This is a genomic window from Pseudomonas fluorescens (assembly GCF_002022275.1).
Classification (GTDB): domain Bacteria; phylum Pseudomonadota; class Gammaproteobacteria; order Pseudomonadales; family Pseudomonadaceae; genus Aquipseudomonas; species Aquipseudomonas fluorescens_AJ.
The window spans coordinates 207,813-221,496 of the sequence record NZ_MSDF01000001.1 but is presented as its reverse complement, the minus strand read 5'-3'; the positions used below and the strand labels follow the sequence as shown (position 1 = coordinate 221,496).

The window sequence follows — 13,684 nt, the reverse complement described above, 5'->3', positions numbered from 1 at the left end:
AAGGAGCCGCATGATGGGCGCATTAACCTGGGTTCGTGGCTTCAATAACACCGTCGGCCGTCTCGCGCCGCACACGGTGGCGAGCAAGTTGCGTCGTACCTTCATGACGCCGCGCAACCTGCCGCCACGCGATTGGGAACTGCCTTTGCTGGCCCAATCCGAGCGCATTACCCTGCGCTTCGGTCTGTCGGCCTTGCGCTGGGGCCAGGGGCCTGCAGTGTTGCTGATGCACGGCTGGGAAGGGCGGCCAACGCAGTTCGCCAGTTTGATCAGCGCATTGGTGGGTGCCGGTTATTCAGTGATCGCGCTGGATGGCCCGGCGCATGGCCGTTCACCGGGGCGCGAGGCCCATGTGTTGCTCTTCGCGCGCGCCATGCTTGAGGCCGCCAATGAGTTGCCGCCGTTGCACGCCGTGGTCGGCCACTCGATGGGTGGCGCCAGTGCGATGCTGGCGGTGCAATTGGGGCTGCGTACCGAAACCCTGGTGAGCATAGCCGCGCCCTCACGCTTTCTGGATGTGCTGCGGGGTTTTACGCGCATGGTTGGCCTGCCGCCGCGTGCGCGCTCGGCGTTCATTCAGGAGGTTGAATTGACCTTTGGCATGCCGCTCAAGCATCTGGATGTCGCGCACTATCAGATGAATATCCCGGGCCTGATCGTACACGCCGAGGACGATACATTCGTGCCGGTCAAAGCCGCCCAAGCGATTCACGAAGCGTGGTTCGACAGCCGCCTGCTGCGCCTGGAGCAGGGCGGCCATCAGAAAGTGCTGGCCGATCCGCGGGTGATCGATGCTGTGCTGGCCCTGCTCGCCGGCCGTCGTTTACAGGAGCGGCAAACCGCCTGATACACTGCCCCGCCGACATTAATCGACTGGAGCAAGGCATGGGCTGGGATTTGGCAACGCCGTTTATCATCGACCTGCAGGTCGCCGCCGACGATATCGACGGCCTGGGGCACGCCAATAACGCGGTGTACGTGGCCTGGCTGGAGCGCTGTGCCTGGCGCCATTCCCAGCGCCTGGGGCTGGACCTCACCGAATACCGTCGGCTGGACCGCGCCATGGCGGTGGTGCGTCACGAGATCGATTACCTGGCTGCCGGTTATGAGGGCGATGAACTGCAACTGGCCACCTGGATCGTCGATTGGGACCAGCGCCTGAAAATGACCCGGCGTTTCCAGCTGTTTCGTCCCCGCGATGGCGCGACCTTGCTGCGCGCGCAAACCACATTCGTCTGCATCGAACTGTCCAGCGGCAAGCCCAAGCGCATGCCTGCCGAGTTTCTCGACGGTTACGGCCCTGCACTGACGGGGGGTTAACGGTTGCTGCAGGAAACCCAGTAAACTGCGCCACGATTTTTGTTGAGTGTTTTCCATGCAAATTGCTTTGGCGCCCATGGAGGGGTTGGTCGACAACATCCTGCGGGACGTGTTGACCCGCGTGGGCGGTATTGACTGGTGCGTGACCGAATTCATCCGCGTCAACGACCGGCTGCTCACCCCCGCTTATTTCCACAAGCTCGCCCCGGAACTGCTGCACGGTGCCCACACCGCTGCGGGCGTGCCGTTGCGTGTGCAACTGCTGGGTTCGGACCCGGTGTGCCTGGCGGAAAACGCCGCACTGGCCTGCGAGTTGGGTTCAGAGGTGATTGACCTCAACTTCGGTTGCCCGGCCAAGACCGTCAACAAGTCCCGAGGCGGCGCGGTGTTGCTCAAAGAGCCGGAGCTGCTCAACAGGATCGTCGAGCATGTACGCCGCGCAGTCCCTGCGCATATCCCGGTGACCGCCAAAATGCGCCTGGGCTTTGACAGCCCGGACGGCGCGCTGGTGTGCGCCACGGCCCTGGCCGAAGGCGGCGCGGCGCACATTGTGGTGCACGCGCGGACTAAAACCGATGGCTACAAGCCGCCGGCGCACTGGGAGTGGATCCCGCGCGTGCAGGATGTGGTCAACGTGCCGGTATTCGCCAATGGCGATATCTGGAGCGTTGAAGACTGGCGACGTTGCCGCGAAATCAGTGGCGCAGAAGACATCATGCTCGGTCGCGGCCTGGTCGCACGGCCTGATCTGGCGCGACAGATTGCTGCGGCAAAGGCGGGTGAAGAGGTGGTGCCGATGACGTGGGCACAGATGCAGCCCATGCTTCAGGAGTTCTGGATTCAGTCGGTGGCACAGCTCACCGAGCGCCAGGCGCCAGGGCGCTTGAAGCAGTGGCTGGCGATGCTGACCCGCAACTACCCTGAGGCGGTTGAGCTGTTTACAGCGATGCGTCGGGAAACCGATCTACAGCAGGTCAGCCGTTTGCTGGGGATGCCTCACCCGACGAATGCTGCAGCGTAAAATATCGGGTTTATATTTATAAAAGTTTCATTCAACTCATAGAGGGCGCCATCGGCGCCTTTTTTATTGGCGCCCTAGCATAGTCGTTAACTTTAGCCGTTGCGTAATGATGTCTGTAAGTTGCGCGTGTCGCGGTTTATTAGCGTGTGTGTCAGGTTTATCGTTTGCGAAGCGCGTGTGCCATGGACTTTTACTCAAGTGGCTGTCAGGAAAAGTCTTAAGATTGAATTTGGTTTCCTTATATGAAGCGCGATTTCTGGAACTCGCTGGACTAAAACTCCACGAACCTAGGGACTGGAACGCGACGCTGATTGCTTCCATGTTTTCAAAGACTCTCTTTGTCGGCTCGTTAATAGAGTCGCGTCTTACTGCCTAAGGAATTCTGTGATGTCTCTATCGATAAACAAACCCGCGTTCGTTAACGTCGACAACGGTCACCTTGATCAAACTTCGCAAATGCCTGCAAAACTTAACGTGCCCTTGCTTGCCAATACGCCTTCGCAGCCTGTTTTCAATTCGCCAAAGGGTGATGTAACGGTTGACGCCGGTACCCTTAACAAGTTGTTTGATATGTTGGAACTTGTGTTCAAGGCGCTGCGCGAAATGTTTGCCGGTAAGCAATCGAAGTCCGGCGTGTTGCCCGACCAGGCGGACTTGCCTGCCGCAAAACCAGAAGCGCTCAAGCCGCAATCGGCACCGGTTACCTCAGTGCTGAACAAGCCTGCGGCCACCGGCACCTCCGATGCCAAGGCAGGCGATATACCTGCACTGGTGCGCGAGGCACTCAAGCAGCAGCCGGGATCGAATGCGCCGCGTGACGCCAAGTCCGACACCGCTGATAACCATGAAGACAAGGCCGCCGATCTGCCCGTGACCACGCGGGGCGCGCTCAGGCCGCAATTGGGCTCGCTGTTGCCACAGGCGCTCAAGCCAGAGGTCAGCGTGACGAATGAAGCAAAGGCCAACGTGCATGTGAATGTAAACATTGACCACTGTTACTGCCCTGATACGTCGCTGGACGGTGGCAGGAGGCCAAAGGTTAACGTTATAGCGACCATTCCTGGTACGCAGACCCCTTCTGAAGCGACATCACTCAAGAAGCCGGACGTTAAGCATCACCTGGAGTCCGGGATAATCCTGGATCCTGAAGTTACAACCACGACACCAGAAAACCAGGAAGTGACGCAGCACTTGGAGTCTGGGGTGAAACTGAACCCTGCACTGACCACGACTTCACCTGACGAAACTGAAAGTACTTTAACAGCTGAGCATGCGGCGACATCAAATCGCCCGCTTGAAAAGGTGTCGGGTTCCGAGCAAAAAATTGTTCCGGGTTCTGCAGTGGAAGGCGGGCAAGATGAGGTTGAGAGCACTAAAGATATAGTTGAAAGCGGTGAAGAAAAAGTAGAAGACAGTAAAGTTGAAGTGGCAGGCAATAAGGATGAAGTGGGAATTGACAATAATGAAGTCGAGGGTGATCAGAAAGTAGATATAACCAGCCCAGGGCCTGCTGCCGACGCCTCTGAGTTTCGTGGATGGAACGTCAGTCAGAGGTCGAACTTCGGCGCCTGACAAAACAACCCTCTTCAATCTGTTTAAGTAGTGCAGAGGCTTCCCCGCTTTAGTCAAGTCGGGGAAGTGTCTGTTCAGGGAGAAGCTATGCGTTGTTACTCTTCAAATCATAATGCTGCGGTGGGCGCTTATCGAGCGGCCTCTGTACCTGATGTGCGCGAGCGAAGTTCAGCACCGTTACCAAGCACTGTTGCAGGTGGCCGCACTGTCGAAAAGTACTTTCAAACTGCCGCCGCGACAGGAAGCCCGCTCAGGCCGGCGACTGGGCCCGGTATGTTTCCCGGCATGCAAGCATTGTTCACGTCCCTGTTTGAGACGTTTGCGAGCCTGTTGGGAAGTCGGCCCATTCGAGAGACAGCACCTGTACCCACGCAGTCTGAATCGGGTCGCCAGGTCATGCCGACGTTGCAACCGGTCGCCCCGAAAGCAGGGCTTGCCGGTTCCATGCCGGGCCTTTCGATGAAGCGCAACGGAGCCAAGCCGGATGATATCTGGCGCGGATTTCGCCAGGGGCCGAGCGGAAACTGCGTGACAGTGTCCGCCATCAAGGCGGCCATGCACCGGTTTGGGCAAAGCCCTACGGATATCTACAAGGCGGTCACAAAAACTGCCGACTGCTTTCGGGTGGTCATGCGCGATGACTTTGTGCTGTCACTGACTGAGCGTGAGCTGAGGCAAGCCGCGTGGGGCTCAAATTTTGTCGGCCGTGATGGAGAACTCCTCAAGGACGCGCACTTTCTGTACGCCGCCAGCGTCAAGCGCGCGCAAATGGAAAACAACGACGGAACGGCTGGCAGGAGTTTTCACGCCGCGATGCGCAGTTTGAACGATAAGGAAGATGAGTTCGGCCCCGGGGAGGGCCTGGAGCGCCTGGGCCTGCGCAAGCATATGCGCACTGTAAAGGCTCGCAAGCTCGGCGACGGCCTGGTCGGTATCTGCAATCGGCGGGGCCATTCGGTGGCTGTCATCGATGGCCTCGAAGAGATGTGGGGGCGCAAGGGGCGGGCGCCTGTACATGGCGACGCAATTGCCCTGGTGTGACACCGCAATTGCAGTTTTCTTATGGCTTAGGATTAACGGTATGCATCTCTTCCCGCTCCATCAACTCAGTGCAGCGCCGGCCCGCACTGCCGGGTTTCCATCGCACGCTGAACCTCAAGAAACGGCGCCGCGCATTCCGGCATTCGAGGTCAGCGAACGGCGTTTTGGCGAAAACTTCGACGGCAGCACCCATGCGGCTGTGATCAAAATGATGATGATGACGTTCGGCGGCTCGCCGACGGATGTGTTCAATGAAGTTCGACCCGTCGCTGGAGGATACGCGGTGACGATGAAGGACGAGTTCAAGATTGACCTGGCCTTTGATGAACTCCAGCAGGCGTCGTCTGCTTCGAGGTTCACCGGGGCGGACAGCGCAGCCGTCAGGAACGCCAATTTCATGTTCGCAGCGTTCGTCAAGCGTAAGCAACTGACGGGCGATTATCCCGACTTTGCCGCTGCGCTGGCGAAAACGCTGGAGGGCGAGACCGCCCTCAGGTGTTTGCAGGGCATGGGGGTGTACGGGCTGGCCCAGTATGTGCCCGCCCAACAGATGGTCGGTGGGGGCGTGGTGGGGGTGCTGGAGACGCACCACCGAGGCAGTGCGCTGGTGCTTGACGGAATCAAGCATCACTACGCTGACAAGTACCGCGTGGATCGTGGTTATGGCTACCGCCTGCTGAACTTCGGCACGGATCGGCAGGCGCGTAACGCCGTTGCCGTCTCCGCCGTACCGGTTGGTGTGAAACCTGCGGATGTCTGGTCAGGGTTCTATCAGGGCGATCAGGGCAACTGTGTCACTGTGTCGGCGATCAAAGCGGCGATGATGCGGTTTGGGCAGAACCCGGCAGGCATCTATAAGCACATTGGCGCGACACCTTGGGGGTATAAGGTGAGTATGCGCGATAGCGTCACGGTTTCTTTGAGCCATGAGGAGCTGGAAGCAGCTCGGCGCGGTTCGAATTTGCGCGGCGATGATCAGGCGCAGCTGGACGACGCTAACTTCCTGTACGCGGTGAGCGTCAAGCGCGCTCAGCTTGAAAACAACGATTTTCGGGGTAATCAGAGTTTTGAGGTTGCGATGCAAACCTTGAATGACGGTGAGCACCCGGGGGAGGCGCTACGCAGGCTCGGGCTGTATGGCTACGTCCGTGACTCCAACGTCAGGGAGCTGGCCGCAGGCGCCATCGGCACCCTGGCCGATAACGACCATTCAATGGGCGTGATCAATGGGGTAATCGACTATTACGGCGGAAAATACCGGCTGAAGCCGTCGCAATGGGAGAACAGCGCCTACCAGGCGCTCAAGCTGGTTTGACCCGGCGCGCGCCTACTCCAGCAGCTGCCTGAACTCCTCAATCGGTAACGGCCTGCTGTGCAAATACCCCTGAAATACATGGCAGCCCAGCTGTTGCAGGAACGCCAGTTGCTCCGGGGTTTCCACGCCTTCGGCGATCACTTGCAGGTTCAGGCTGCGCGCCATCGCCACAATGGCACGGATGATTTCAGCATCGTTAGGGTCATGCGTGGCGTCACGCACGAAGGATTGGTCGATCTTCAGCGCATCTACCGGCAAACGCTTGAGGTAGGTCAGCGATGAGTAGCCGGTGCCGAAGTCGTCCATGGCGAAACTCACGCCGAGTTTTTTCAGGCGGCGCATCTTCAGCACGGTGTCGTCCAGATTCTGGATCACGATGCCCTCGGTGATTTCCAGCTTCAGCAGGCTGAAGGGCAAATGATGCGTCTTGAGGCTACGTTCAACCCGTTCCACAAAATCGTTCTGACGAAACTGCCGGGGGCTGATGTTCACGCACAGGCTGAAATTCAGCGGGTCCACCAGCCCTTCGGCAATCAACTGTGCGAAGGCGCCGCAGGCTTCGTCGAGGATCCAGGTGCCCACCTCGAGGATCAGGCCGCTGTCTTCGAGCACCTTGATAAATTCGGTGGGCGACTGCGCGCCCAACTGAGGGTGCTGCCAGCGCACCAACGCTTCGGCGCCGATGATCTTGTTGCCGCGTGCGTCGACCTGCGGTTGGTAATGCACGCTGAACTCGCCGCGCGACAGGGCCAGGCGCAAGTCGGTTTCCATGCGCAGCCGCTCACTGGCGGTTTTTTGCATGCTGTTGTGGAACATCTGCGTAGTGTTGCGCCCTGAATCCTTGGCCCGATAAAGGGCAATGTCGGCGCGCTTGAGCAGGTCGGCCGGGGTCGAGCCGTGATCGGGAATCAGCGCCACGCCAATACTCGGCGTGACCTGCAAGCGGTGGCCGTCGAGAAACATCGGCTCCGAGAGCAATTCACGCAGGGTGTCGGCCAGCTCCTGCACTTGGTGGCTGACTTGCGTGCGCGAGCCTTCCAACCCGCTGAGCAGCACCACAAATTCATCGCCGCCCAGCCGCGCCACTGTGTCTTCCATGCGCACGCTGGCCTCCAGGCGCGCAGTGACGATTTTCAGCACCGTGTCGCCCACCGGGTGACCGAGGGAATCGTTGATGTGTTTGAAGTGATCCAGGTCGAGAAACAGCAAAGCACCGCGCAGGTTATGGCGCTTGAGCAGGGCGATCTGCTGGCTCAGGCGGTCCATCAACAGTGCGCGGTTGGGCAGGTTGGTCAGCGGGTCGTGGTAGGCCAGGTGACGGATCTGCGCCTGGGCATTTTTCAACAAGCTCACGTCTCGCGCGGTCAGCAGCAGGCATGGGGTTTCATTCAGGGTGATGGGTTCTACCGAGACTTCCACCGCGAGTATTTCACCGCGTTTGTTGTGCCAAAGCATTTCCAGATGATGGATACGGCCCTTGATTTGCAGCTCGGCGAGCAGCGCGGCGCGCTGGTTTTCATCAGCCCAGATGCCGATCTGATACAGCGTCAGGCCGATGGCGTCTTCGGCGCGGTAACCGGTCAGGCGGCAGAAACCGTCGTTGACCTCCACATAGCGGCCCGTATCACGCTCGGTAATGGAAATCGCGTCGGGGCTGGAGTGAAAGGCCTTGGCAAATTTCTCTTCGCTGGCCTTGAGTGCGGCTTCCGAGCGTTGTTGCTGGGTGATATCGCGCAGCGTGGTGACGATGCACGGCTGGTCGCTGACCTTGATCAATCGGCTGGAAATCACGCAAGTCAGCATCTGGCCATTCTTGTGGTGCACCACAATGGCCACGTTGCTCAAGGACTGCTCGCGGATCACCCGTTCAATACGTTGCAGGCGCTTGCTCGAGTCGTCCCACAGGCCAATCTGCTCGGCGCTTTTGTCGATGACTTCGGCGGCGGTCCAGCCAAACGTCTGGGTAAACGCCGAGTTGATCTCGATAAAGGCGCCGCTGTCCAGGCGAGTCACGCAAATCGGGTCGGGGCTGGCCTGAAACAAACTGGCGAATTTTTCTTCGGAGGTGGTCAAGCGTTGCTCGCGCTCCACCTGGTCGGTGATGTCCAGCAAGGTCCCGGCCATACGCAGCGGCTTGCCAGCTTCATCGCGATACAGGCGCGCGCGGCTTTCGAGGAAGCGTGAACTGCCGTCCTCCATCTGCACGCGGTAGGTCAGTTGGTAGTTGCCGTCCGGGCCTTCGCGCAGGCTGCGATAGGCGTTGCGCATGCCTTCGCGTTCTTCATCCGACATGCCCTCGAAAAACGCATCGAAGGGTTCGTGAAAGGGCGCTGGCGGCAGGCCGTGCAATTGCGCCGCGCGCGCCGAGCCGTAGAGCATGCCGCTGGGAATGTGCCAGTCCCAGGTGCCAAGCTGCGCCGAATCCAGGGCCAGGTCGAGGCGTTCCTGGCTGTCCTTGAGGGCTTGCTCGGCGGTTTTGCGCTCGGTGGTGTCCAGAAACGTGCTGATCAGGTAAGCCTCGCCGTCCAGCTCGACCTTTTGCGCGCTGAGGGTGCCGTCGTGGATCTGGCCGTTGCTGGCGCAGAACTGCACTTCCATGCTGATCGGTTCGCCCTTGCGCTGGGTGGCCTTGACCAGCAGGGCGCGCTGCTCGGGGTGGCGCCATAAACCAAGGTCCAGGGTGGTGCGCCCGATGACATCCGCCAGCGGCCAGCCGAACAGCATCTCGAAATACTGGTTGGCTTCACTGATCAAACCGTCGGATTGGCGGGTCAGCAGGACCATGTTCGGGCACAGATGGAACAGCGTGGCGAAGCGTTTTTCAGAGCTGCTGAGGGCGCTTTCGCGGTCGCGCTGGTGGGTGATCTCGCGAATCACCCCGATCATTCGCCGTCGTCCGGTTTTGTCCGGCGTCAGGCTGCCGCTGATTTCCAGCCAGTGCAGGCTGCCATCGGGCCACTGGATACGGTGATGCATCGCCCGCTCGAAGGGTTCGCCCGCCAGTACCGCGTGAAAGCCCCGCACCACCCGGGCGCTGTCTTCGGGCGCCAGCAGGTCGAGGTAATCGAGGTCTTTGGGCAAGGGCTGCCTGGGGTCGAAGCCGAACAGCGCCTGAGTGCCCCGTGACCAGCTGATTTTCCCGGTGTCGATTTCCCAGCACCATGCACCCAGCCGCGCGGCATTCAGCGCTGCCAGCAGTTGCGGGGCACTGTCCCAGCTTTGCTCCGCCTCTTGGGGGTCAAGGGCGTAGATGCGGGGCAGGGGTGGCACGGAATCGACGGGGTTGCGCATTATCAAAGGGCCTTGGCTCAATGGGCGTTCGGCGCGGCTTTTTATACGGGCCTGAGGCCGCACAGCTTCATGCCGGTATCCCTGGCAGATCGACCTGTGCATCCAACAGGCTCATGAAAGCCCGCGCAGCGTTCGACAGCGTCCTTTCTGTGTGCACGATATAGCCTAGCTGGCGACTGAGCTGTATGCCCGGCAAAGCGATACTTGCTACCTGATCATCGAGCATGGTGCGCGGTAATACGCTCCACGCCAGGCCAATCGACACCATCATCTTGATAGTTTCCAGGTAGTTAGTGCTCATCGCGATGTTCGGCGTCAGGCCCTGGGCCTCGAACAGTTTGCTGACAATATGGTGGGTAAAGGTGTTGCCGCCGGGAAACACCGCCGGGTGGCCGGCGATGTCGGCCAGGTTGACCGTGCCGTTGCCGGTGAGGCTATGCTCCGGGGCCACCACGAAATCCAGCGGGTCGTCCCACACGGGTGTGGCGCGCACAAGATGATGAGGGTCGGGCGCTAGAGTGATCACGGCCACTTCTGCACGGCCATGGAGGATTTCTTCGTAGGCTACTTCTGAATCGAGGAACTGAATATCCAGCGCCACGTCTGGGTATTCGCGGGTAAAGGTACGCAGGATCGGTGGCAGGCGGTGCAGGCCGATATGGTGGCTGGTGGCCAATGTCAGCCGACCGCTGACTTCGCCGGTCAGGTTGGTCAGCGCGCGGCGGGTGTCGTCGAGCACGTTGAGAATCTGATAGGCGCGTGGCAACAAAGCGCGACCGGCCTCAGTCAGGCCGACTTCACGGCCCAGACGATCAAACAATCGCACCTTTAATTGCTGCTCCAGCCCGGCGATGCGTTTGCTGATGGCCGGTTGCGTGAGGTGCAGCCGTTCGCCTGCGCCGGAGAAACTGCCGGTCTCGGCGATGGCAATAAAAGCGTTGAGGTTAGCCAGATCCATCGTGGTATTCCAGTTGGTAATCCAAAGCATAAAAAATATGAATTTGAGTTATTTAATGTAGCGCCATACCATCAGCCTCACAAGCCAAAGGGTTATTGAATGTCTCAAGACCCGGGGCATAGAAACACCTGATGAGGACCGCGTGATGGCCGGCAAAACGCTTTACGACAAGCTTTGGGACTCCCATGAAGTGAAACGGCGCGACGATGGCTCGTCGCTGATCTATATCGACCGTCACATCATCCATGAAGTGACCTCGCCCCAAGCGTTCGAAGGCCTGCGACTGGCCGGGCGCAAGCCTTGGCGCGTCGATTCGATCATCGCCACGCCGGACCACAACGTACCGACCACCCCTGAGCGCAAGGGCGGCATCGACGCCATCGTCGACACCGTGTCGCGTTTGCAAGTGCAGACTCTCGACGACTATTGCGACGAATATGGCATCACCGAATTCAAGATGAATGATGTGCGTCAAGGCATCGTTCACGTGATCGGCCCGGAGCAGGGCGCCACTTTGCCGGGCATGACCGTGGTGTGCGGTGACTCCCATACCTCCACCCACGGTGCATTCGGCGCCCTGGCCCATGGCATCGGCACCTCGGAGGTGGAACATGTGTTCGCCACCCAGTGTCTGGTCGCCAAGAAAATGAAGAACATGCTGGTGTCGGTCGAAGGCAAATTGCCATTTGGCGTCACTGCCAAAGACATCGTGCTCGCCGTGATCGGCAAGATCGGCACCGCTGGCGGTAACGGCCATGCCATCGAGTTTGCCGGGAGCGCGATTCGCGACCTCTCCATAGAAGGCCGCATGACCATCTGCAACATGTCCATCGAAGCCGGTGCCCGCGTGGGCATGGTCGCGGCGGACGAAAAGACTGTTGAATACGTCAAGGGCCGTCCATTTGCTCCGGCTGGCGCCGATTGGGACGCCGCCGTAGAAGCCTGGAAAGACCTGGTCTCCGACGCTGATGCCGTGTTCGACACCGTGGTTGAACTCGACGCCGCCCAGATCAAGCCGCAAGTCAGCTGGGGCACTTCGCCGGAAATGGTCCTGGCTGTTGACCAGAACGTGCCGGACCCGGCCAAGGAAGCCGACCTGGTCAAACGCGGCTCCATCGAGCGCGCCTTGAAGTACATGGGTTTGAAAGCCAATCAGGCGATCACCGACATCCAGTTGGACCGCGTGTTTATCGGTTCCTGCACCAACTCGCGGATCGAAGACCTGCGCGCTGCGGCGGTGATCGCCAAGGGCCGCAAAGTCGCCTCGACCATCAAGCAAGCCATCGTGGTGCCGGGCTCGGGCCTGGTCAAAGCGCAAGCCGAAGCCGAAGGCCTGGACAAAATCTTCCTCGAAGCCGGTTTTGAATGGCGTGAGCCGGGCTGCTCGATGTGCCTGGCCATGAACCCGGACCGTTTGGAGTCGGGCGAGCATTGCGCGTCCACCTCCAACCGTAACTTCGAAGGGCGTCAGGGTGCCGGTGGGCGTACTCACCTGGTCAGCCCGGCCATGGCCGCTGCCGCTGCCGTCAACGGTCGTTTCATCGACGTTCGCGAATTGATCTGAGGAATACCCGATGCGTGCTTTTACCCAACACACCGGCCTTGTCGCCCCTTTGGATCGCGCCAACGTCGACACCGACCAGATCATCCCCAAGCAGTTCTTGAAATCGATCAAGCGCACCGGTTTCGGCCCGAACCTGTTCGACGAGTGGCGCTACCTGGACGTGGGCTACGCCTACCAGGACAACTCCAAGCGCCCGTTGAACAAGGACTTCGTGCTCAACGCCGAGCGTTACCAGGGCGCCAGCGTGCTGCTGGCCCGGGAAAACTTCGGTTGCGGCTCCAGCCGTGAACACGCGCCGTGGGCCCTGGAAGAATATGGCTTTCGCAGCATCATCGCGCCGAGCTACGCCGACATCTTCTTCAACAACAGCTTCAAGAACGGCTTGCTGCCGATCATCTTGAGCGATGCCGAAGTGGATGAGCTGTTCAAGCAAGTGGAAGCCGATGTGGGCTACCAACTGACCGTCGACCTGGCCGCGCAAACCGTGACCCGTCCGGATGGCAAGGTGTACCACTTTGAAGTGGATGCCTTCCGCAAGCACTGCCTGATCAATGGCCTGGACGACATCGGCCTGACGTTGCAGGACGGTGATGCGATTGCAGCGTTTGAGGCCAAGCACCGGGCGAGCCAGCCTTGGTTGTTTCGTGATGCCTGATTGGCGGTAGGCCGTGCGGGCCCCATCGCGGGCAAGCCCGGCTCCCACATTGGAATGCATTCCAACTGTGGGAGCTGGCTTGCCTGCGATAGCGGCAGTACAGCCACCCTAAAACCCAAGGAAAGCCACCATGACCAACACCGCCCACACCCAAGTCGTGCAAAAACAATTCGGCGAGCAAGCCTCTGCCTACCTGAGCAGTGCCGTGCACGCCCAAGGCACCGAATTCGCGCTGCTCCAGGCCGAACTGGCCGGGCAGGGCGCTGCACGACTGCTGGATTTGGGTTGCGGTGCCGGTCATGTCAGCTTCCACGTGGCGCCGCTGCTTAAAGAGGTGGTTGCTTACGATCTGTCCCAGCAGATGCTCGACGTCGTCGCGGCGGCTGCAACAGACCGTAACCTGAGCAACATCCGCACTGTCCACGGCGCCGCCGAGCGCCTGCCGTTCGCCGACGGCGAGTTCGACTTCGTGTTCAGCCGTTATTCGGCCCACCACTGGAGTGACCTCGGCGTGGCCCTGCGCGAAGTGCGCCGGGTACTGAAACCGGGTGGTGTGGCGGCCTTTGTTGACGTCTTGTCACCGGGCAGCCCGCTGTTGGACACTTACCTGCAAACCGTTGAAGTGTTGCGCGACACCAGCCACGTGCGCGATTACTCCGCTGGCGAGTGGATGCGTCAGCTCAGCGAAGCCGGTTTGCACGTACGCAACAGCAGCCGCCAGCGCCTGCGCCTGGAATACACCTCCTGGGTCGAGCGCATGCGCACGCCCGAGGTACTGCGCGCCGCCATCCTTGAGCTGCAACAGGCGATGGGCCAGGAAGTGCGTGATTATTACGAGATTCAAGCCGACGGCACCTTCAGCACCGACGTGCTGGTGGTCTTCGCCGAGCGCTGATTAATTTTCCCGACCTGCCCACGGGCGGGTCGCTTGATGAAATGAGGAACCC

The 13,684-nt window shown here is 60.0% G+C and carries 11 protein-coding genes; 9 read left to right on the top strand and 2 right to left on the bottom strand.

Annotation, left to right across the window (positions count from 1 at the left end; all coding sequences use genetic code 11):
• The first annotated feature begins 13 nt into the window (after nucleotides 1-13).
• From BFW87_RS01060 to BFW87_RS01035, 6 genes are all read left to right on the top strand, one after another.
• A complete protein-coding gene (locus BFW87_RS01060; RefSeq protein ID WP_078738143.1) occupies nucleotides 14-847 on the top strand; it encodes an alpha/beta fold hydrolase in 834 nt (277 codons plus the stop codon).
• Nucleotides 848-885: 38 nt separating this feature from the next.
• On the top strand, nucleotides 886-1,320 hold the full coding sequence (locus BFW87_RS01055; protein ID WP_078738142.1) for an acyl-CoA thioesterase: 435 nt from the start codon (nucleotides 886-888) through the stop codon (nucleotides 1,318-1,320).
• A gap of 55 nt (nucleotides 1,321-1,375) precedes the next feature.
• Complete coding sequence (locus tag BFW87_RS01050; protein WP_078738141.1) at nucleotides 1,376-2,341, top strand: tRNA dihydrouridine synthase; 966 nt, start codon at nucleotides 1,376-1,378, stop codon at nucleotides 2,339-2,341.
• A 387-nt stretch (nucleotides 2,342-2,728) separates the two neighbouring features.
• Entirely contained in the window at nucleotides 2,729-3,913 is a 1,185-nt protein-coding gene (locus BFW87_RS01045) for a hypothetical protein (protein ID WP_078738140.1), read from the top strand.
• 396 nt (nucleotides 3,914-4,309) lie between these two features.
• Nucleotides 4,310-4,954 carry a hypothetical protein gene (locus BFW87_RS01040; protein WP_176159693.1) on the top strand — a complete coding sequence of 215 codons (645 nt, stop codon included), beginning with the start codon at nucleotides 4,310-4,312 and terminating at the stop codon, nucleotides 4,952-4,954.
• Between the two features lie 40 nt (nucleotides 4,955-4,994).
• The gene (locus BFW87_RS01035) at nucleotides 4,995-6,269 is read left to right on the top strand and encodes a hypothetical protein (RefSeq protein ID WP_176159692.1); all 1,275 of its coding nucleotides are present in this window, start codon (nucleotides 4,995-4,997) and stop codon (nucleotides 6,267-6,269) included.
• Nucleotides 6,270-6,281: 12 nt separating this feature from the next.
• Here the strand turns inward: BFW87_RS01035 and BFW87_RS01030 are convergent, their stop codons facing one another.
• Nucleotides 6,282-9,560, bottom strand: a complete 3,279-nt coding sequence (locus BFW87_RS01030; protein ID WP_078738138.1) for an EAL domain-containing protein — start codon at nucleotides 9,558-9,560, stop codon at nucleotides 6,282-6,284.
• Nucleotides 9,561-9,627: 67 nt separating this feature from the next.
• Nucleotides 9,628-10,518 carry a LysR family transcriptional regulator gene (locus tag BFW87_RS01025; RefSeq protein WP_078738137.1) on the bottom strand — a complete coding sequence of 297 codons (891 nt, stop codon included), beginning with the start codon at nucleotides 10,516-10,518 and terminating at the stop codon, nucleotides 9,628-9,630.
• A gap of 145 nt (nucleotides 10,519-10,663) precedes the next feature.
• Here BFW87_RS01025 and leuC point away from each other — a divergent pair, with 145 nt between their 5' ends.
• The 3 genes from leuC (at nucleotide 10,664) to BFW87_RS01010 (ending at nucleotide 13,632) form a co-directional block, all read left to right on the top strand.
• Nucleotides 10,664-12,082 carry a 3-isopropylmalate dehydratase large subunit gene (gene leuC, locus BFW87_RS01020; RefSeq protein ID WP_078738136.1) on the top strand — a complete coding sequence of 473 codons (1,419 nt, stop codon included), beginning with the start codon at nucleotides 10,664-10,666 and terminating at the stop codon, nucleotides 12,080-12,082.
• 10 nt (nucleotides 12,083-12,092) lie between these two features.
• On the top strand, nucleotides 12,093-12,737 hold the full coding sequence (gene leuD / locus BFW87_RS01015; RefSeq protein ID WP_003234333.1) for a 3-isopropylmalate dehydratase small subunit: 645 nt from the start codon (nucleotides 12,093-12,095) through the stop codon (nucleotides 12,735-12,737).
• A 130-nt stretch (nucleotides 12,738-12,867) separates the two neighbouring features.
• Nucleotides 12,868-13,632, top strand: coding sequence for a class I SAM-dependent methyltransferase (locus tag BFW87_RS01010; RefSeq protein WP_078738135.1), 765 nt, complete (start codon nucleotides 12,868-12,870; stop codon nucleotides 13,630-13,632).
• The last annotated feature ends 52 nt before the right edge of the window (nucleotides 13,633-13,684 follow it).